Source organism: Halorubrum shenae, assembly GCF_051194165.1.
Lineage (GTDB): Archaea > Halobacteriota > Halobacteria > Halobacteriales > Haloferacaceae > Halorubrum.
This window is the reverse complement of record NZ_JBLZNI010000003.1, coordinates 13,452-33,309: the sequence shown is the minus strand read 5'-3', so window position 1 is coordinate 33,309 and position 19,858 is coordinate 13,452. Positions and strand designations below refer to the sequence as shown.

The following is a 19,858-nucleotide window of genomic DNA, read 5'->3' as shown; positions in this document are numbered from 1 at the left end:
TTAGTAGAGGCTCCGGATTTCTTCGGTGATCTCCGCTTTGAGCTCCTCGATGTACTCCTCGTACTCCTCCTGGACGCCGATCCGGTTGATCTGGGGAGCGGCCTCGGTGTCGACGAGTTCCTCGACGGGGACGCCCGCTTCGAGGGCGTCGAACGCCTCGTCGCTGAACGTCTCGATCGTCGTCAGCATGAGGTACGTCTTCTCCGGCGGACAGAACGTGTCCACCGGGTGGAACGCGTTCTGCTGGAGGTACGCCTCGCGCAGGTACCGGGCGATCTCGAGGGTGAGCTGCTGGTCGTCGGGCAGCGCGTCCTTCCCGACGAGCTGGACGATCTCCTGCAGCTCGGTCTCCTCGTCGAGTACGTCGACCGCCCACTGACGCTTCGTCGCCCAGTCGTCGGCGACCTCGTCTTCGAACCAGGGGTCGAGCTGATCTTTGTACAGCGAGTACGACTCGTTCCAGTTGATCGACGGGAAGTGGCGGCGCTCCGCCAGGTCCGCGTCGAGCGCCCAGAACGTCTTCACGATACGAAGCGTGTTCTGGGTGACCGGCTCGGAGAAGTCGCCGCCGGGCGGCGACACCGCGCCGATCGCCGAGACGGACCCCTCCGTCCCGTTGACGTTCTCGAAGTAGCCGGCGCGCTCGTAGAACTGCGCGAGCCGGGCGGCGAGGTACGCGGGGTACCCCTCCTCGCCGGGCATCTCCTCCAGCCGGGAGGAGATCTCGCGCATGGCTTCCGCCCACCGCGAGGTGGAGTCGGCCATCAGCGCCACGTCGTACCCCATGTCGCGGTAGAACTCCGCGATCGTGATCCCCGTGTAGATACAGGACTCACGCGCCGCGACGGGCATATTCGAGGTGTTCGCGATGAGCGAGGTCCGGGCCATCAGCGGGTTGCCGTTGGCCGGGTCCTCGAGCTCTGGGAAGTCCTCGATGACCTCGGTCATCTCGTTGCCGCGCTCGCCGCAGCCAACGTAGATGATGATGTCCGCGTCGGCGTACTTCGCGAGCTGGTGCTGGGTGACCGTCTTCCCGGAGCCGAACGGGCCCGGGATCGCGGCCGTCCCGCCCTTCGCGATGGGGAACAGTCCGTCGAGGATGCGCTGACCGGACACCAGCGGCGTCCGGGGGGTCTTCTTGTTCTCAGAGGGCCGCGCCTCGCGGACGGGCCACTCCTGGTGCATCGAGACGTCCGTCCCGTTGGCGAGCTCGGCCACCGTCTCGGTGACGTCGAACGAGCCCGCCTCGATGGCGGTGACCTCGGTGGTCTCGTCCTCCTCGAGGGCGTCCGGCGGTACCATCACCTTGTGGTCGATGGTGACCGTCTCCTCGACGACGCCGACAATATCGCCGCGGCCGACCTCGTCGCCGACCTCGACCGTGGGTTCAAACTCCCACTCCTGCTCGAGGTCGATGCCGGGCGCGTCGACCCCGCGGTCGAGGTACGGACTGCCCATCTTGCCCTCCAGCACGTCCAGGGGACGCTGGACGCCATCGTAGATGGAGTCCAGCATGCCCGGACCAAGGTCGACCGACAGCGGCTCGCCCGTGTTCTCGACGGGTTCGCCGGGGCTGACCCCGGAGGTTTCCTCGTACACCTGAATGGTCGTGATGTCGCCTTCGATCTCGATCACTTCCCCCATGAGGCCTTCGTCGCCGACGTAGACGACGTCGTTCATGCGGGCGTCGAGGTCGCGGGCGCTCACGACCGGACCGCTCACGCTTTGGATAACACCGTCTTCGGTTGGGGTGGTCTCCGTGGATTCTGCTTTACTCATATTAGTCGTCCTCCTCCATCAGGTCGATCCCGATGGCTCGTTTGATCTGGTCGCGCAGCCCGCCGCTGCCGGCGCCGGACCCGCCGAGCGTCACGAGCACGGGCTCGATGCTCCCCTCCACCGCCTCGCGGGTCCCCCGCGAGAGGTGGTCGAGGTCGTCGGTGTGCATCACGATGATGCCGGTTCCCTCGTCGTCGAGGGTCCGTTCGACGGCGTCGTCGAGCCGCTCGTCCTTCTCGTCGTCCGGTACGTTCTCGAACTTCCGCACGCCGGCGAGCCGGAATCCAGTCGTGAACTCCGGGCTCCCGACGACGGCGATCTCCTGGCTCATGTTATCACCAGCTCCGATTCGATCTCGTCGGCCGACAGACCGGCCTCCTTGCCGCGGGCGATCGCCCGGATGTTCTCCACCTCGCGCTCCTTCGCGAGGATGTAGGAGATGATCGGTGTGATCGACACCGGGTGGACCGTGCCGAGCCGGTCGCCGTACGCCAGCAGGGCGGCGTCGGTCGCGTGCTCGAACGCGATGAGGCTGTCCGCCTCCTCGAGCTCGCGGAGTGCAGGCCCCAGCTCCTCGCCGTACTGGCTGTCACCGATGTACTCCACGAGCTCGTCGAGGTTCCGCGCGAGCCGCGCGAGCGACCCGCGGGTGAACAGCTCGCCGCCCTCGATGAAGTACGCCGCCGGGTCGATATCCGCGCCCGACCGGGCGAGCCGGAGGGCGTTCGTTGCGTTCCGGAAGTCGACCTCCGCCCTGAGGAACGCCTCGTACTGACGGGTCGGCTCGTCGTTCCCGAGTCCCGACAGGAGCCGATCGTAGAACGCGCGGTCGACGGCGTTCTCCAGCGGCACGAGTGTATCCGTCTCCTCGTACTCCGTGTACGCCTCCCGCAGCGGGTCCCCGTAGATGGTGTCTTCGAGCACCTCGACGACCGCGTCGATGGAGTCGGCCTCGAGCAGCCGCCGGATCAGTCGGTCGTCGAACTCGCCGGCGCGAATCAGGTCGACTTCGATGGCCGACTGGTCCGCGTCCGTGTAGACGCCGCGGATGACCGTCTTCACGTTCCAGGCGTCGAACTTGCGGAGATATCGGGCGATGAGGTCGTACAGTGACCCCTCGCTCCAGTCGAGGATGTCGTCGAACTGTCCGGCCAGATTCCGGTTCAACGCGTACTCGATCAGGTCCACGCCGCCGTGGCGACTGCCAAGGGCGTTGATATCCGCGCCGTAGCTCGATTCCTCCATGAACCGAGCGATCTCCGCCGGGCCCATCCGGGTCAGCTTCCGGTACTCCTCGTCGCCGTAGAGGCTGCCGCGGCGGGCACGAACCCGCGCGACGACGTACTCTGGGTTCGAGCTCCCGGCGGCGCTCATTGGTCGAACAGCTGCTCCGAGATGTTCTTCAACTCGTCGTCCCAGACGGACTCCAGGATCGAGTCGAACGTGTTGTTCACGCGAACGCGAGAGGTGTCGCTCTCCGCGACGACGCCGCCGAAGCAGTCGACTTCGCCGTCGACCTCGGCGTTGCGGCCATCGACGAGCTCCTCGACGAGCTCGACGTCCTCGGCGCGGGTGTAGACGGCGACGTCCGCGTCGTCGTCGAACTCCGCGAGAGCCGCGTCGAGTAAGGTCTCGGTCAGCTCGCGGCGCCGGTCGCCGTCAAGCCCGTCGATGGTGGCTTCGACATCGTCGTAGACGTCTTCTAAGACGTCGCGACGGGCGCCGAGCCGCTCCTGTTTGGCCTCGAGCTTGGCCGAGGAGAGCGTCTGCTCGCGTTCCTGATCGATCTGTCGATCGACCTCGGCGAGCCGCTCTTCGCGGATGCGCTCGGCGTCGGCCTCCGCCTCGGCGACGATCTCGTCCGCCTCGGACTCCGCCGCCTCACGGATCTCGTCTGCACGCGCGTGTGCTTCGTCTCGAACGTCCTCAACGACAGTGTCCAAACTCATTGGTGTGAAAGGGAGTGCCGCTCAGACGATGAAGACGACGACGAGTGCGAGAATGACGATTGTCTCAGGGAGGACCGTCAGAATGAGCCCGTTGACGAACAGATCGTCGTCCTCGGCCATCGCGCCGACGGCCGCGGAACCGATCCCCCGCTCGGCATAGCCCGCGCCGAGCGCTGCCAGCCCGACAGCGAGTGCTGCCGCGGCGTTGGCGTCAGTCAGCGTTCCACCGGCCTGCAGTGCGACGTTCCCGAGTTCGTTGGTAGCTTCAAGCATTGGTAGTAGTTGCGGTTGCTCGTCTCCGAACAGTTGCTAGTTGCCGCCACAGTGGTCATAAAGCTTCCCAAAACGACCGAATAGCGCGCCCCTGACACGGGAGAGAAATACGTCTCACGACGCTGATCTTTGATTATGTGTGCTGTCCGCGAGGTTAGTCCCGGAGCGGACCGCGACCGTCAGTCGTCCTCGGCGGTGTACTGACGGTCGTAGCCGAACGGCAGGTAGCTGTCGCCGCCGCCGTGATAGAAGTTCCCGAAGAACTCCACGTACTCGAGACGCACCGCCTGAATGCCGGCAGAGGTGACCCCGAGCGCGAGGACGACGATGTGTCCGACGATCGCGACGACGATCCCGCCGACGAGCGCCAGGACGCCGACCGCGCCGATCGAGGCCGGGTCGAACGCGGTCGTGATCCCGGCAAAGACGAGCTCGTAGTCACCGGGGTGGTTCTGGACGTATTCGAGGTAGTCGGCGGAGAAGATGAAGTGGAAGCTCCCGTCGCCCCCCTCGTCGATGTACGCCCCGAACGCCAGCAGATTCACGGCGAGTGCCATCCCGCCCTTCGCGAGCAGGACGGCCATGATCCGGGCGTACGAGATGACGTTGACAATCGGTGCGAGCACCTCGGCGAGCTCCGGCGGCTCACCGATCGCGAGCAGGACGATTCCGAGCACGATGGCCACGATGGCGGCGTACCCGACCGCGACCGGGAAGCCGGCGAACGATACCGCCCCGAACGTGAGGATCGAGAACGACTCGAACAGGAAGTCCGGCTTCGGACCGGGGAGCTGCTGGCTGAAGATCCAGATCCACGCGCCGTTGAGGATCAGCAGCCACGAGCCGCCCTCGTACATCGCGTGTTTCAGGTCGTGCTGCTGGTAGTTGCTCACGAACGAGAGGATGTGCCCCACGTTCAGGTGGACGAGTCCGAACAGCACGCTGGCGACGAGGAACGACAGCGCCCAGTCGATGTCGGCCGGCGAGAGGCCCTTCCCGCCGACGGGCCAGTGAACCTCACCCGGCAGCAGCTGGTAGGCGTGGTAGCCGAACACGTCGAGCCCGAAGTAGACCCCGAACAGGATCGTGAAGCCGCCGGCCCACAGCGCGACGGCGCCGAGCTCGCGGAACGTCCCCTCGTAGTTGCTGTACAGGAAGTAGCCGATGGCGGCGTACAACACGCCGTATCCTATGTCGCCGATCATGAAGCCGAACATGAGCGGGAACGTGAGGAAGACTAAGAGCGTCGGATCGAACTCCGAGTACTTCGGCCGCCCGAAGCCCTGCACGAGCACTTCGAAGGGACCGGCCGCGTTTCCGTTGCTCTGGACGACCGGCGGGTCGTCGCTGCCGTGGCCCGCGTGACCGCCGTCCGTGGCCGCCTCGCGATCGGTGTCGTCCGCGGCGCCGCCGTCCGCGACCGCCTCCGTGTGGTGGTCGCCGTCGGGCGTGAACGACGCGCGCTCGAGCTCCTCGACTTCGGCGTGGTCGCCGACCGCGTCGGCGATGGCCGCCTCCAGGTTGGGGAACGTCTCGGTCGGAACCCACCCCTCGGCGATAAACGCGTTCTCGGTGGTCGCGAAGGAGAGCGGCGCTTGCTTCTTCTCTGCCTCGATTGTGAGCTGCTCTTCGGCGCGCAGCAGGAAGCTGGCCGCCTCCTCTTTCACCGCCGCGAGCTCGGTCTCGATAGCTTCAAGATCGGCCCGGAGCTCCTCGCGTTCGCGTTCCAGCCCCGCGACGTATTCGCTCGGGCTCGCCTCCGCGTCCGGCACTTCGAGCAGCGCGATGTCGACGCCGACGAGCGAGTCCTGTAGGACGCCCTCGTCGGCCCCGTCGGCGGGGCGTCCGAAGATCGCGATGACGCCGCTCCCGGCGAACACCTGGAACGCGTCGATCCCGTCCGCGTCGGCGAGCGCCGCCTCGACCGCGTCCGGCTTCGCCTCGCCGACGACGACTTCGAGCGAGTCGTAGCCGCCCAGCAGGTCGAGCTCGATGCCAAGATCCGCGAACGGCTCCATTCGGTCGATCTCCTCTTGTCGGTCGCGGATCTCCCCGATGAGATCGTCGCGCTGGTCGTTGAGCTCGTTGACGCGGTCGCGCACGTCGAACAGCTCTGTTTCGAGTTCCTCGTCGTCGAGCGCGCGCCCCCCGTCGGCCTCGCCGTCCTCGACGTCGAGGATGCTTTCGAGCGAGCGTACGGTGACGAGCTTCTCGTTGACGGTCTCCGCGCCGTCGAGCGACTCGCCGGGCGCGAAGCCCTCGTAGCGCTCGTCGTAGTCGGTGACGTGCAGGGAGTGGTGCTCGTACGTCGCCTCGATCACGTCGTCGATGACGCGCTTCGAGCCCGTCACCGACACCTTGCTCATCCGCTCAGGCCTGAGCATCCACCGCCTCCTCGGCCTGTTGGTTCACCGCTTCTTCGAACCGTTCGACGGCGTAGTCGACGGCCGAGTCCACGCGGTCGCGGGCCTCGCGTTCGAGCTCGTCGCGGTCGGCACGACCCGAGTCGAGGATCTCCTCACGGCGTTCCTCGACCTCTTCGCGGGCCGCCGCCAGCCGGTCGTCAGCCTCGGAGTTCGCCTCTTCCTCGGCCTCCGCGCGGATTTCCTCCGCACGTTGTCGAGCCTCGGCGAGGCGCTCGTCGGCGTCCGATTCCGCCTCCGCGATGATCTCGTCCGCATCCCGTTCGGCCTGCTTGATCGAGTTGAGCACCTCTGGTCTCGCCATGCTACTAATCGCCTGAAACTCTAGAAGCGACGTATAAGGTGTTTGCGAAAGTACGCGGGCAGTTCCGCTGATTCGGGTGAGCGATTGCGGCGAAACGCCGTCGCGGTCGCCCTGTCGCCGCCTACATTTAAGTACTAGTCCCCGGACCCTCACCGTATGGCAACGGTGTATGCGGTCGCGTCGGCGAAAGGTGGGGTCGGAAAGACCACCACGACCGCGGCGGTCGCGACGCTCTTGGCCGATTCGGGCGCCGATGTCGTCGCGATCGACGCCGACCTCGGCATGGCGAACCTCGCGGCGGCCGTGGGCGTGGCCCCCGGCGGGATCACCCTACACGACGTCCTCGCGGGGGCGGCCGACCCCACCGACGCGGTTCACGCCGGTCCGGCCGGTCTCCGCGTCGTCCCGGGTGCGGCGGACCTCGACGCGTACGCGGCGGCCGACCCCTCTGAGCTCCGGGCGGTCGTCGACGCCTTTGACGACGCTGACTACGTGTTCGTCGACGCCGGCGCAGGGCTCTCCCACGACTCCACGCTCCCGCTCGGGCTCGCGGACGAGACGCTCCTCGTCTCCACGGCGGAGCGGAGCGCCCTCGGTGACACGGAGAAGACCCGACAGCTGACCGAGCGGCTCGGCGGCTCTGTCGCGGGTGCCGCGATCACCCGCCTCGATCCCGCGACCGCCGCGGACGACGGCCCGATCGACGCGGTCGAAGAGCTGCTCGACACGCCGGTGATCGGACGGATCCCGGAAGACGACGCGGTGGTGCGCGCGGCGGAGTCGGCCAAACCGCTTCCGGTCTTCGCCCCGGACGCGCCGGCGACCCGTGCGTACCGCGATCTGACACGGGCGCTGACCGGCGCGGCGATCGACGGTTCCGGGCTCGCAGTCGGGAGCGACACAGCCGCGGCTGACGACGGAGAGACGAGCGACGGGGAGGCGGAAGACGGCTCCGAAGGGGGCACCGAACAACCGGACGAGACCGACGAATCGGACGACGAGGCGGACGCGCGGAACGAGGGGGACATCATTGTCGCTGACTCCGAGCGGGCCGGCCTCAGCGAGCCGGCCGACGAGGAGGATATCATTGTCGCCGCGGAGTCGCCCGTCCAGGACATCGGGGAGGCTGAACCCGCGAACTCCGCTGAGAACGACGCGGCGGGCGAAGACTCGGAGAGCGCAGCCGACACCGAGGTCGACGCCGACGCCGGCCCCGTCGACGGTGAGACGGAGACGGTCGGCGAGGACCACGTCGACGGCGACGACCTCGAAGCGATGATCGAAGATGACCTCGGCTCGGAGCAGTTCGACGACGAGGACGACCCGACCGCCGGGGACGACCCGACCGCCGGGGACGACCCAACCGCCGGGGACGAGGTGGCAGACGCTGAGAGTCCTGTGGAGCCGTCACCGGACGACCCGTCCGAATCGGAACCCGCGTCGGAACCGGAACCGACGCCGAGCGAGCGGACGGAGTCCGATCCGGACGACGAACTCGCCGGCAGCGTCCCGTTCCGTGACGACGACACGGGGACTATGAACACCGCCCTCTCAGAGGAGGAAGGCGACGATGAAGGCGATGAAGACGATGAGGACGACGAGGACAAAGGCGGCTTCTTCAGCCGACTCCTCGGCCGGTAGCGGTCGCTGCGCCCTCTACGGCGGCGGTGTAGGAGAGAACGTCGACGCGGTCGACACGAACGTGCGGACGAGGCCCAGTTACGCTTCCGACGGCGCCTTTGCCCGGTCGCGAATGAGCTCGCGGATATCCTCGGGGTCGGAGATGTCGGCGAGCTCCTCACAGGAGACGAGGGCGGTGCCGTCGACCGACTCGCGCTTCTCGTTGTCCTCTGTGAAGTAGACGGAGCGGGTCTGTGCCACTTCGCCGATCGAGGACATGATTCGCGCACGCTTCTCCGCGGCCGGGGTAAACGTCGAGTGGCCGGTGAGTACCCGTGGGACGGAACTCCCCTCGTCCTCGGAGACGGCCTTAAAAGGCGCCCGAGCGGTCGGGTGGACCGTGAACCCCGCGTTCGTGAGGACGTGGAGGACGTGTGCGTCGTCGGGGTCGGACTCGGGCGCCGAGGGCGTGGGATCGGCGTCGCGGACCTCGCCGGCCCCGTCGAGCACGTCGACCGGGCTGGAGAACGGCTCGTTGAACAGCTCTTCCAGCTGGATCGCCACCTCGATAGAGGCGTTCATCCCGTCCTCGTACTTCGAGACGGTACGCCGGGAGACGCCGAGTTCGGTTGCGAGCCGGCCGAGCGACCAGCCGCGCTCCTCGCGCTCGTCGGCGAGGAGGTCGCCGTTGAGGCTCACGTAGAGCCCGCCGGGGGCCGCGTAGATGAGCGGCGGCATCCCCTCGACGAACAGGTCGTATCCCGTGTCGGGGTTGATAACCGGAACGCCATGCCGGAAGTAGACCACACCCGGCTTCAGCTCCTCGTCGCGGGTCCGGACCCCGATCACCATCGGCGTCGCGTGCAGGTACTCGCCCAGTCGGCGCATCTCCGCGCCGGTCTCCGCGTCGAGGGCATCGACGTTCCCGAGAATCTTCAGGAGGACGAGGTCCTCGCCGCGCCGGGCCGCCACGTCGAAGCTCTTGGGCCGGACCGCACACCGGTCGCTCACGAGGAAGCCCGCGTCCTCCAGCATCGCGGTGACGTTCTCGATCAGCGCAGTCCGGGACATGCCCGATGATAGCGGCTCACCGCATATATGCGTTGTGTCAGTCGCAGACGCTCGAAACCCCCGCCCGCCTGCGATTTCCCCGATTGCGGTGCCGATGCAGTTATATACGTCGTGACGGGCGCCGCCTCCGTCCGCGCCCCGAAACCGGTTTGTTCGGGAGCGCGAAAGGGCGCGTATGCCCATCGTCGCCGTCGACGACACCGACTCCCGCGAGCGCGGGATGTGCACGACGTACGTCGGCGCGCGACTGGCAGAGCGGCTCGACGCGGCCGGCGGCCGCGTTCGCCGCCGCCTTCTCGTTCGACTCAACCCCGCGGTGAAACACAAGACGCGGGGCAACGCCGCGGTCGCGCTCCACGTCTCCGGCGTCGACACCGAGGCGGCGTTCGACCTCGCCGCGGAGACCGTCGAGGAGTTCGCGGCGGCCGACGACCCCCGGACCTCGCCCGGCGTCGTCGTCGCCGACATCGACGTGGACGACGTCGGCGCAGTCGGCGTCGCCTCCGGTCCGAGCCCGACCGACCCCCCATCCACGAGCGCTGCGCCGATCCCGGCGGACGTGGCCGACTTTGCCCGCCGCGCGCTCCGACACCGCCTCTCCCTCGACGAGGCGCTTGACCTCGCCGACGAGCACGGCTTCCGCCACGCGGCGTTCGGGTCCGGCGGCGAAACGGACACAGAGGCCGTGGCGGGACGCGGCCGGATCGGCGCGCTCGCGGCGGTCGGCGCCCCAGCCGCGTTCGACGACTGGACCGTCGAGCGTATCACCTACCGCGAGCTCGACCGCTGCGGCACGCCTCGCGATATCGACATCGAGAGCGTCTTTGCGGCCGCCGACCGCGGCTATCCAACCGTCTGGGACACGGTCGACCGCGAAACCGGCAAGGCGGTCTGCGTCCCGAACGCCCCCGGCCCGATCCTCCACGGGATCCGCGGCGACGACGGCGACGCGTGTCGCGAGGTCGCCGAGACGATCACCTCCGAACCGGTCGAGCGCACGGCGACGTTCCTGACGAATCAGGGGACCGACGCGCACCTCGCGTCCGGTGCGATCGGCGACCTCCGCGACGGCGCGGGCTACCGCGTCGCCGGCGTCGTCGCGAGCGAACCGGAGACGAAACGCGGCGGACACGTCCACGTCGACGTGGCGGCGCCCGCAGACGGGCGAGACGACTCCCGCCTCCGGTGTCTCGCGTTCAAACCGACCGGCCGGTTCCGCGACCACGTGCGCGCCCTCCGTCCCGGCGACCGGGTGACGGTCTGCGGCGAGCACGAGGTCCGGGACGCCAAAGTCGACAGCGGAGACACCGAGGGCGACAGCGGAGACGCCGGAGCCGACAGCAATCCGGCGACGGAGACGCTGAAACTGGAGAAGTTCGCCGTGCGCGACCTCATTGAGACGGAGCCCGCCGTACCGACCTGCTCGGACTGCGGGCGGTCGATGTCCTCGGCGGGACGGGGCCAGGGGTACCGCTGTCGCGACTGCGGTACCGACGCGCCCGGGAAAGTCGAGGAGCCGATCGATCGAGAGCTGGAGCCCGGGTGGTACGAGGTTCCGCCGAGCGCGCGCCGACACGTCGCGAAGCCGTTGATCCGTGGGGGGTTCGACGGGCCGATTCACCCGGAGCGGTGAGCCTCGCCACTCGCCACTACTCGCTCGCGACCAGCTTGTAGCACATCCCCGCCTCGTCGGAGTCCTGCGGGGCACGCTCCGCGTAGTAAATCCCGTCGTCGGTCACGAACGGCGCGCTGGTCACGTCGCCGCGGCCCTCGGCGGTCCAGGTGACCGAGCCGTCGTCGCGGTCGAGCGCATACAGCGTCGCGTCGTAGGAGCCGACGAGCACGTGATCGTTCGTGGCGACCGCGCTCCCGGTGATCCAGCCGCCCGTCGCGGTCGACCACAGCTTCTCGCCGGTCCGGAGGTCGATCGCGTAGGCGTTGCTGTCGTGGCTCCCGACGTACACCTCCCCGTCGTGGACCGCAGGCGCGCACATGACGCCGCCCGTCTCCGACGGGTCGGGACCGCCCTTCGACGTCTCGCCGCCGTCGGTCTCGAACTCCCACACCACGGAGCCGTCCTCGACGTCGAGCCCCGTGACGGTCCCCGCCCACGAGGGGACGACCGCGATTCCCTCGCTGATCGCGAGCGGGAGCTTCACGTCGCCGCCGGTGTCGTAGGCCCACTCGCGTTCCAGCTCCGGGAACGACCACGCGTAGCAGTGGCCGTCGTTGGAGCCGAAGATGAGGCGCCCGTGCTCGCGGTCGATCGCGACCGTCGAGTGCGGATGGTTGGTCGGCCGCCCGTCCCGCCACTCGATCTCGCCGCTCTCCGCGTCCATCTTGACGACGCTCCCGCTCGGGGTCGCGTGCTCGATGGCGACGTAGAGCTTCCCGTCGAAGTAGGTCGGGCTGGCGGCGGCCGCGTCGCCGGCGTCGGTCTGCCAGAGGATCTCGCCGTCGTCGAGCGCCACCGACGAGACCACGCCGTCGTAGGTGCCGACGTACAGGCTCCCGTCCGCGATCGCCGGGGTGCCGTGGCTGCCGCGGTCGTCGTCGCTGATCGAGGTCGCCCAGTTTATCGACCCGTCCGGCGCGATCGACTGCACCCGACCGGTGTCGTCGGCGAGCACGATCGCCCCGTTCGGCGCCTCGATCGGGCTCCCCTTCGAAGCCGAGTGGTCGCCGCGGTTGGCCGGCACTTCCCACGCGGTCTCGACGGCCTCGGGTATCGTCGCGTCGACGTAGCCGGTGTTCCGGAGTCCCTGTCGGAACTGCGTCGCCAGCCCGTCCTCGGTCCCTTCAATCGGCCGGTCGCTCCCGTCGTCTGAACCCCCGTTCCCCGGCGTGCCGTCTGCTGACGGATCCCCTGAGTCGAAGGCGGAGCATCCGGAGAGCCCCGCTGCGCCCGCGGTGCTCGCGGCGCCGAGGGCGCGGAGCCAGTCGCGACGCGTTCGTTCGGTCATAACGGTTCATTCCCCACCGAGAGTAAAAAGCCACCCTCGTCGGCGGGACCCCCGCGAGACGCCGGACCACGACGCGAGGCATCGGCTCCGACCGATACGGGTTTGAGCCGGCCAGCGTCGCGGATCAGTCGATATCGCGCTCTTCGCGCCACGCCGCCGCGCGGTCGAGTGCGGTCTCGCGGTCTCCGAACCGCTCGCGCTCGTAGGCCGACTCGTCGTCGGCCTGTTCCATCACGTCGAGGCGGGCGACGAACCCGCCGTCGCCGCGCTCGCGGATCCGGACCGTCGCGTAGCCGTCGGAGCGCTCCCACTCGGAGATTACGTCGTCTTCGCGTCCCACTGACCAGGGCATACCGGAGAGGGTGGGCGGGACGGCTAAAACGACGCGGTTCGCGCCGCCGGACCGATCAAGCGTCGCCGCTCGACGGTGCCGTCGTGTGCGAACAGACCGGACAGACCGCGTAGCCGAGAGTGTCGTACGGCACTGACGCCGAGGGGGCGGTCACGTCGCACTCGGGACAGTCGAACGTCGACTCCGTCTGAATGCTCATACCACCTCGTGCGAGTGCTTCCCATATCGTTATGCGGCGCTTGCCGTCCGCTCAACGGGCCCCTACTTATAAACGACCGCCGGTCAGAGTGCGACCGTGACCGAAGACGTCCACGCGGAACGACGCGAGCGCGCGGCGGCGCGGCTCCGGGAGGTCGGGGCCGACGGGCTCGTCTGCTTCCCCAGCCGGAACCTCCAGTATCTCACCGGCTTCGACGAGGAACCGGGCGAGCGACACCTCCTGCTCGCCGTGCCGGCCGGTGACCATCCCACAGACGAGGCCGCCCCAGCCGAGCCGACCCTCCTCGTCCCCGCCCTCTACGAGACGCAGGTCCGGGAGGAGACCACCGTCGACGCGGTGCGAACGTGGGTCGACGGCGACGACCCGACCGCCGCCGTCCGGGACCTGCTCGGCGACCTCGGGCTCCGCGGGGGGCGCATCCTCGTCGACGACACGATGTGGGCGACGTTCACGCAGGACCTCCGGGCCGCCGCGCCCGGCACCGAGTGGGGCCTCGCGAGCGAGGCGCTCGCCGACCTGCGGGTGCGAAAGGACGAGGCCGAACTGGACGCGATGCGCGCGGCCGCCATGGCCGCCGACGAGACGGTCTGGGACCTCCGTGCTCTCGGCGCTGACGCCGTCGGAATGACCGAACGCGATCTCGCCGACTGGATCGCCGACCGGCTGGCCGCCCACGGCGGTGAGGGCGTCTCCTTCGAGACGATCGTCGGGTCGGGGCCGAACGGGGCGAAGCCGCACCACGGCTGTGGCGATCGCCAGATCCGCTCCGGCGAGCCGGTCGTGCTCGACTTCGGCACGCGGGTCGACGGGTACCCCTCGGACCAGACGCGGACGCTCGTCTTCGACGGCGAGCCGCCGGCCGAGTACCAGCGCGTCCACGAGGTCGTCCGCGAGGCGCAGGCCGCGGCGGTTGAGGCGGTCGAACCGGGTGTCGCCGCCGAGGCGGTCGACCGGGCCGCCCGCGAGGTCATCGAGGACGCCGGGTACGGCGACGCGTTCTTCCATCGCACTGGCCACGGTGTGGGGCTCGACGTCCACGAGGAGCCGTACGTCGTGGCCGGCAACGACCGGGCGCTGGAGCCTGGGATGGTCTTCTCGGTGGAGCCGGGGATCTACCTCGACGGTCGGTTCGGCTGCCGGATCGAGGACCTCGTCGTCGTCACCGGAGCCGGGTGCGAACGGCTGAACGACACCGATCGCGGCTGGCGGTGAGGGGATGATCGAGGGGCTGTACAGAGACGGTGGCGGTGAGATGCGCCGAACACGGCAGGAACGGGGGAACCGGTCGCGCCGTCGTTCGGCACGTGGTCGCGGGAGTCGTGTGTGATCCCAATCATAACTTGGCGTGAATCCACATAATCGTCACGCCGAATCGATTCGGGCGACCACTTCCGTCGGGGGCTCGCGCCGGTCTCGCGCCGCCCCCGTGCCGATTCGCATCGAAACCATTAGTGTCGACGGAGCGAAAGCGCGGGGTATGAGCGACACCGACGAGGCCGAAGCGGAGGAGCCGGAGGAGCCGGCCGTCGAACTGGGCGAGGGGCCGGACGTGGCGGGCGAGCCGGTCGCTCGCGTCGCGTCCCGACTCACGTGGCCCGCGAAGCGCAGCGACCTGCGCGCCCAGGAGGGCGACGCGACGATCCGGACGCCGGACGGTGCCCGCGACCTCGACGACGTGCTCGCGGACTCCGAGGTTCCCCTGTTCGAGAGCCGGAGCGAGTTCGTGACCGAGGTCGAGGAGGTCGTCGGGCGCGGCCCGGTCGCGACCGAGTAGCCCGTTCCGACCGGTTCGAGTCTGTCCTCATTCGCTTCGTTTCTCTCCCGTCGCGGCCTTTTTGTCCCACCGACGCGAATTCGTCGTATGTCGATCCCGTTCGATCCGCACGAACTCGACCCCGAGGAGTACGGCGAGACGCAGACGACGCTCGAAACCGACCACGAGTCGGCGATCGAACGCGTCCGCGAGGTGTGTCTGGACGCGGGCTTCGGGATCCCCGTCGAGTTCTCCCCGTCCGAGATGCTCAACGAGAAGGTCGACGCGGGCCGCGACCCTTACTACGTCCTCGGGGCCTGCAACCCCGCCGTGGCTGACCGCGCGCTCGACGCGACCGACGGCCGGCTCGGCGCCTTATTCCCCTGTAACATGGTCATCCGTCAGGAATCGCCGAACGAGCAGGTCGTCTACCACATCTCGATCATGAAGACCGCCCGACTTCTCGGGCTCCCGACCGACGACGAAGAGATGGACGCGATCATCGCCGACACCGGCGAGATGGTCGACGGCGTGTTCGCGGAACTGGAAGCGTAAGTGACCGCCGTCGGCGAGGTTTATAAATAAATCCGCTAGCGGCGGTAGGAGCTTATAAAAAACTACCGCGGTGGCGCGTGCCGGCGAGCGCCCAACGGGCGCGAGTCGCACGCGCGAGGGAGTCGGTCGCCCGGAGCGACGCGGAGGGCGACCGACGAGGCTGGGGAGGTGTGAGGTTGCGGTGCTGTGCGGGTGGGTGGGACTCAAAGGGGCAGCCGGTGAGGCGGGCGCAGGCGACGTAAGCACCGCAAGGAGCGAGTGTAACGAGTGACTGAGGAGCGCAACGAGCGTGCGTCCGCCTCACCGGCTGGGGCTTTGGCGGTGTTCACCGCCGATCCGCTGTCACCTACTTATAAAAGAGCGGCAGCAAGGCGCTTCGCGCCTCTGGCAGCCGGCGGCAAGCCGCCGACGACTGGGGCTTTGTGGGTATTCCTTGCCGATCCGCCATAGACGGTTTATAAGCGATCAGTCCCGCTATCACCCACGTCTCGATCCAGCCACGAGGTCGCGAACGATTCGAACGGCTCCGAGTACTGCATCAGCGTCGTTCCGAGGATCGCCATCACAAGCACGTAGCCGACCGCGAACGCGTTGATCCTCGCCGCGAGCGCCGGGTCGAACGCGCCGGCCTGACCCGCGGTCACCGCGATCGTCGCGATGATCAGCGAGAACTCCCCGCGGGTCGTCATCCCGAGCGCGACGCGGGTCGACCGGCGGGCGTTCAGATCGAACGCGCGCCCGGCGAGGAAGCCGGTGACGAGCTTCGTCGGCGTCGTCACGACCACCGCGAGCGCGATCAGCGCTGCCACGCCGCGGAACAGCAGCGGGTCGGTGACGAGTCCGATCCAGAAGAAGAACACCGCGGCGAACGTGTCGCGGACGGGTTCGAGCAGCGCCTCGATCTGGTGGTTGTACTCCGTCGATGCGAATGCCATCCCGACGAAGAAGGCCGCGACCGCCTCGCTGACGCCGAGCGCGAGCGCCCCGCCCGCGATCAGCACCACGGCCGCGATCGACCGGAGCGCGATGAACTCCCGGTTGTCCGTCTCGACGAGCCGGTCGAACGCGGGCGTCCCGAACTGGACGAGCGCCAAGAGGCCGAGGATGAACCCGATCGCGATCCCGATGTCGACGGCTGCGGCCCCAATGTCGCCGCCGCCGAGCGCGATCGCGGACGCGACCGCGAGGTACACCGCGATGAACAGGTCCTCGTAGACGAGCGTGCCGAGCATCGGCTCCGCCTCGTCGTTGGCGATCCAGCCGAGGTCGATGAGCGACTTCGTGATCACCGCCGACGAGGAGATGTACACGATGCCGGCGATCAGAAACGCCGGGAGGAACGCACCGAAGACGACCCAGCCGAGGACGAACCCGACCCCGAAGTTCGCCAGATCGATCGTCCCGGCGGTCCCGATCTGGCGCCGTCGGGCGAGCAGCCGATCGAGGTTGAACTCCAATCCAAGGAAAAACAGGAGGAAGACGATCCCGAGTTCCGCGCCGATCGCGATGAACTCCGACTCGGGGACATACGCGGTCCCGAGTACGGGCAGCGAGAACCGTCCGAGCACGAACTCGCTGAGTCCCATTCCGGCGAGAATGTAGAAGGGGATCACCGACTGGCCGAGCCGGTTCGCGAGCGCGCCGACGCCCGCGATCGTCGCGAACATGACCCCCAGTTCGAGGAGGGCGTCAGCCACCGACGCTCACCTCGCTGTCGGTCGGAGGACACACACCGAATCCGCCGGTCATCCGGTGAGAATCTCCTCGAACGCCTCGCAGTTCTCCGGCGTTCCGACCCCGATCAGCGTGTCGCCCTCGCGGAGGGTAGTGGATGCGTCGGGGCTGTCGATGACACCATCGTCGCGCTGGATCGCGACGACGGCGAGCCCCGTTCGGTTCCCGATGTCGGCGCTCTCCAGCGTCTCTCCGACGAGGGGGGAGCCCGGGGGAAGCTCGTACCACTCGAGGAGGATCCCGCCCGGCAGCGTCGTCTCCTGCGTGTCGGGCTCGACCGGCTGGAAGTACGCGCCCTCGATGATCGACCCGATCGTCCGAGCGAGGTCGTCGCTGAACTCGAACACTCTCTCGGAGTCGGCGTTCGGGTCGGGCCGACGGAACACCTCGCGTTTCCCCGTGTTGTGGATGACGACGACCATCTCGCCGTCGTCGAGTTCGATCTCGAACTTCTTCCCGACGCCCGGGAGGTCGGATTCACTGATCGTCATACCCGGGAACAATGAGGCCACCGTATTAGTCCTGTAGTTCGGTCCGAGCTGGTCGATCCGAGAGCGATGGCCCGTCTGACGAGCGTCTGCCGCGCACCAAACGCTAAGTATGCCGGGTCCGAGGTGAGAGGTATGTGGCGCTCCCGGAAAAACCGGGACCGGCGGACGGTAATCTGCATCGCGTGTGGCGACTCCGTGTTGCGCGAAGACGCGCGCGAGTACGACAAGGAGGGAAACCGCTGGAACCGGCGCGACAAGGAGTTCGAGTACCTCTGTACCGACTGCGACGACGAGATCTGTCACCAGCCGCGCGACGGGCTCGAATCGCTCATCACCTCGTTCGAGTCGGACGGGCTCTCCCGCGAGGAGTTCCTCGACCGCTACGCCGACGCCGTCGCCGACGCCGGCGAATCGCCCGAGCGCTCCGAACGCGATCGATAACCCGGCCGGTCGCTGTCGCCGTCTCTCCCCTCCGCCCCGACAGGCCTTTCTAACGGACCCGCGTTAGTCACCGTATGTCAGACGACGAGCCGAAACCGGGATCCGCGGAGGATCAGGGTCCCGTGACGATTACACCGGAGCTGGCCGACAGCCTCACCGAGAAGCGGACGGAGCTGTTCGAGGAGTTCGAGATTCGCGACGAGTTCCCCAACGAGGTCCTCCGCGAGGCCGAGACTCGAACCGAGGACGTGTACGCCGAGATCGAAGACGAGATCGACGAGCGAAAAGACCTCCGCGAGCTGACGACGTGGACCACCGATCCCATCGACGCGCAGGACTTCGACGACGCCATCTCCATCGAGCGCGAGGAGGGCGCCTACCGGCTGTGGGTCCACATCGCCGACGTGACCCACTACGTCACCCCGGACACCGCGATGTGGGAGGAAGCGGTCCAGCGGGCCAACACCGTCTATCTGCCCGATTACACGATCCATATGCTCCCGCCGGTGCTCGCCGAGACCGTCTGCTCACTCGTCCCGAACGAGGACCGGCTCGCGCACACCGTCGAGATGGAGATCGACGACGAGACGCTCTCGTTCGAGAACATCGACATCTACAAATCGGTCATCAACTCCGACGAGCGGCTCACCTACAAGGAGTGTGAGAACCGGCTCGAAGACCCCTCCTTGCCACTCGGCGAGGAGAACGAGCTCGCGTTCGAACTCGCCGACCGGATGCACGAGCAGCGCAAGGAGGACGGGTCGCTCGTATTGAACCCTCGGCGTGACCGCGCGCACACCATCATCGAGGAGTCGATGCTAAAGGCGAACAAGGCGGTCACGCACACGCTGATGTGGGACCGCGGCGTCGAGGCGATGTACCGCGTCCACCCGCAGCCGACTCCCGACCAGTGGAACCAGGCCTTAAAGGAGATCCAGGAGCTCGACTCCGTCTCCATCCCCGGCGACGCGTGGGGCGACGACCCGCGGAAAGCCGTCAACGCCGCCCTCGAAGAGTCGCCCGGGCGCCAGCTCAACAAGATCCAGCGGGCCGTGCTGAAGGTGATGCCCCGTGCGAAGTACATGAATGACCCGTTCGGCGGCCACCACGCGCTCAACTTCGACATCTACGGCCACTTCACCTCCCCCATCCGGCGGCTCTCGGACACGATCAACCACTGGATCGTCCACGAGAACGACGTGCCGGAGAACATCCTCGAGCTCTGTGACCACGCCAGCGACAAGCAGAAGGACGGCGAGACCGCGGAGCGGCTCTACAAGCAGTTCCTCCAGGAGGTCGGCCTCGATCCCCACGCGGTCAACAACCGCGGCGTCGAGATTGTCGAGGATCCCGAGGAAGCGAAGCACACGGCCTGACACGCGGCGGGGTTCACTCTCTGCGCGTCGGTTTCGCTTCTCGTTTCTCGCTTCCCTCTCCCGCTTCCCCTCTCTCGCTTCCCCGTCACCGTTTGCGCCGCTCGCCTTCTCTCGGAACGGTATCTTCCGTCGATTTCGAGGGCGCTCGCGCTCGCGGGATCGGCCGTCGATCCGCCCTACAACGACGCCGTGAACAACAGCAGCCCGACGGCGACGATCGAGACGAACAGGATCCACCCGACCATGATGGCTCCCATTTGGCGGTGCGAGAGGTGTTTGCCCTCGAGGACCTCAGAGATGCCCATACGTCGTCACACTGACTCAGAGTATATAAGCGGTCTGGGTCGTGGGACGGTGTCGCTCCGCTCTCGAGAAGACATGTCGTGTCAATTGAACGATTAGAGGCTCTCCGTCTAATTTTCGGGGTTGATATTCGTGCCAGTAAGTACATATGCGGGGTCTACCTCCTTATATACAACCAGCAACCGATCGGAACGTGTGCAGGGGATTCTCGGCGCCGGCGATTACGTATCGTATCCCTGATCGCGCTCCTC

Annotated in this window: 21 protein-coding genes; 7 read left to right on the top strand and 14 right to left on the bottom strand. The window is 67.7% G+C overall.

The features are described from left to right. From ACNS88_RS04980 to ahaH, 7 genes are all read right to left on the bottom strand, one after another. Entirely contained in the window at window positions 1-1,779 is a 1,779-nt protein-coding gene (locus ACNS88_RS04980) for a V-type ATP synthase subunit A (protein WP_435094506.1), read from the bottom strand. A 1-nt stretch (window position 1,780) separates the two neighbouring features. Next, window positions 1,781-2,110, bottom strand: a complete 330-nt coding sequence (locus ACNS88_RS04975; protein WP_435094504.1) for a V-type ATP synthase subunit F — start codon at window positions 2,108-2,110, stop codon at window positions 1,781-1,783. Further along, window positions 2,107-3,153 (bottom strand): V-type ATP synthase subunit C, encoded by a 1,047-nt coding sequence (locus ACNS88_RS04970; RefSeq protein ID WP_435094502.1) that lies wholly within the window; start codon window positions 3,151-3,153, stop codon window positions 2,107-2,109. The genes ACNS88_RS04975 and ACNS88_RS04970 overlap by 4 nt, the downstream gene beginning before the upstream one ends. Then, a complete protein-coding gene (locus tag ACNS88_RS04965) occupies window positions 3,150-3,728 on the bottom strand; it encodes a V-type ATP synthase subunit E (RefSeq protein WP_435094500.1) in 579 nt (192 codons plus the stop codon). The genes ACNS88_RS04970 and ACNS88_RS04965 overlap by 4 nt, the downstream gene beginning before the upstream one ends. Window positions 3,729-3,749: 21 nt before the next feature. After that, window positions 3,750-4,001: an ATP synthase subunit C-like protein gene (locus ACNS88_RS04960; RefSeq protein WP_004049078.1), complete on the bottom strand. Its 252-nt coding sequence runs from the start codon at window positions 3,999-4,001 to the stop codon at window positions 3,750-3,752. A 179-nt stretch (window positions 4,002-4,180) separates the two neighbouring features. After that, entirely contained in the window at window positions 4,181-6,367 is a 2,187-nt protein-coding gene (locus ACNS88_RS04955) for a V-type ATP synthase subunit I (protein ID WP_435094961.1), read from the bottom strand. A 4-nt stretch (window positions 6,368-6,371) separates the two neighbouring features. Then, window positions 6,372-6,728 carry an ATP synthase archaeal subunit H gene (ahaH, locus tag ACNS88_RS04950; RefSeq protein WP_435094498.1) on the bottom strand — a complete coding sequence of 119 codons (357 nt, stop codon included), beginning with the start codon at window positions 6,726-6,728 and terminating at the stop codon, window positions 6,372-6,374. Window positions 6,729-6,884: 156 nt separating this feature from the next. On the opposite strand from ahaH, the gene ACNS88_RS04945 reads away from it, so the two are divergent. After that, window positions 6,885-8,369 carry a nucleotide-binding protein gene (locus ACNS88_RS04945; RefSeq protein ID WP_435094496.1) on the top strand — a complete coding sequence of 495 codons (1,485 nt, stop codon included), beginning with the start codon at window positions 6,885-6,887 and terminating at the stop codon, window positions 8,367-8,369. A gap of 78 nt (window positions 8,370-8,447) precedes the next feature. On the opposite strand, the gene ACNS88_RS04940 is transcribed toward ACNS88_RS04945, so the two are convergent. Beyond that, window positions 8,448-9,419, bottom strand: a complete 972-nt coding sequence (locus ACNS88_RS04940) for a transcriptional regulator (RefSeq protein ID WP_435094494.1) — start codon at window positions 9,417-9,419, stop codon at window positions 8,448-8,450. A gap of 175 nt (window positions 9,420-9,594) precedes the next feature. On the opposite strand from ACNS88_RS04940, the gene ACNS88_RS04935 reads away from it, so the two are divergent. Beyond that, on the top strand, window positions 9,595-11,052 hold the full coding sequence (locus ACNS88_RS04935; RefSeq protein ID WP_435094492.1) for a TiaS agmantine-binding domain-containing protein: 1,458 nt from the start codon (window positions 9,595-9,597) through the stop codon (window positions 11,050-11,052). A gap of 16 nt (window positions 11,053-11,068) precedes the next feature. Here the strand turns inward: ACNS88_RS04935 and ACNS88_RS04930 are convergent, their stop codons facing one another. The 3 genes from ACNS88_RS04930 to ACNS88_RS04920 form a co-directional block, all read right to left on the bottom strand. Then, window positions 11,069-12,382 carry an outer membrane protein assembly factor BamB family protein gene (locus tag ACNS88_RS04930; protein ID WP_435094490.1) on the bottom strand — a complete coding sequence of 438 codons (1,314 nt, stop codon included), beginning with the start codon at window positions 12,380-12,382 and terminating at the stop codon, window positions 11,069-11,071. Between the two features lie 124 nt (window positions 12,383-12,506). Continuing rightward, window positions 12,507-12,734, bottom strand: coding sequence for a DUF7543 family protein (locus tag ACNS88_RS04925; protein WP_435094488.1), 228 nt, complete (start codon window positions 12,732-12,734; stop codon window positions 12,507-12,509). Between the two features lie 55 nt (window positions 12,735-12,789). Then, a complete protein-coding gene (locus tag ACNS88_RS04920; protein ID WP_435094486.1) occupies window positions 12,790-12,933 on the bottom strand; it encodes a hypothetical protein in 144 nt (47 codons plus the stop codon). A gap of 96 nt (window positions 12,934-13,029) precedes the next feature. On the opposite strand from ACNS88_RS04920, the gene ACNS88_RS04915 reads away from it, so the two are divergent. From ACNS88_RS04915 to ACNS88_RS04905, 3 genes are all read left to right on the top strand, one after another. Beyond that, window positions 13,030-14,166, top strand: coding sequence for a M24 family metallopeptidase (locus ACNS88_RS04915; protein WP_435094484.1), 1,137 nt, complete (start codon window positions 13,030-13,032; stop codon window positions 14,164-14,166). A 265-nt stretch (window positions 14,167-14,431) separates the two neighbouring features. Continuing rightward, window positions 14,432-14,728 carry a DUF5789 family protein gene (locus ACNS88_RS04910; protein WP_435094482.1) on the top strand — a complete coding sequence of 99 codons (297 nt, stop codon included), beginning with the start codon at window positions 14,432-14,434 and terminating at the stop codon, window positions 14,726-14,728. Between the two features lie 87 nt (window positions 14,729-14,815). Continuing rightward, window positions 14,816-15,262, top strand: coding sequence for a DUF302 domain-containing protein (locus ACNS88_RS04905; RefSeq protein ID WP_435094480.1), 447 nt, complete (start codon window positions 14,816-14,818; stop codon window positions 15,260-15,262). Between the two features lie 455 nt (window positions 15,263-15,717). On the opposite strand, the gene ACNS88_RS04900 is transcribed toward ACNS88_RS04905, so the two are convergent. Next, window positions 15,718-16,929: a cation:proton antiporter gene (locus ACNS88_RS04900; protein WP_435094960.1), complete on the bottom strand. Its 1,212-nt coding sequence runs from the start codon at window positions 16,927-16,929 to the stop codon at window positions 15,718-15,720. Between the two features lie 78 nt (window positions 16,930-17,007). Continuing rightward, the gene (locus ACNS88_RS04895; RefSeq protein ID WP_435094478.1) at window positions 17,008-17,487 is read right to left on the bottom strand and encodes a cation:proton antiporter regulatory subunit; all 480 of its coding nucleotides are present in this window, start codon (window positions 17,485-17,487) and stop codon (window positions 17,008-17,010) included. A 132-nt stretch (window positions 17,488-17,619) separates the two neighbouring features. Here ACNS88_RS04895 and ACNS88_RS04890 point away from each other — a divergent pair, with 132 nt between their 5' ends. Further along, entirely contained in the window at window positions 17,620-17,928 is a 309-nt protein-coding gene (locus tag ACNS88_RS04890) for a DUF7562 family protein (RefSeq protein ID WP_435094476.1), read from the top strand. A gap of 74 nt (window positions 17,929-18,002) precedes the next feature. After that, window positions 18,003-19,304: a ribonuclease catalytic domain-containing protein gene (locus tag ACNS88_RS04885; RefSeq protein WP_435094474.1), complete on the top strand. Its 1,302-nt coding sequence runs from the start codon at window positions 18,003-18,005 to the stop codon at window positions 19,302-19,304. Between the two features lie 176 nt (window positions 19,305-19,480). On the opposite strand, the gene ACNS88_RS04880 is transcribed toward ACNS88_RS04885, so the two are convergent. Continuing rightward, window positions 19,481-19,609 (bottom strand): hypothetical protein, encoded by a 129-nt coding sequence (locus tag ACNS88_RS04880; RefSeq protein ID WP_435094472.1) that lies wholly within the window; start codon window positions 19,607-19,609, stop codon window positions 19,481-19,483. Window positions 19,610-19,858 lie beyond the last annotated feature (249 nt).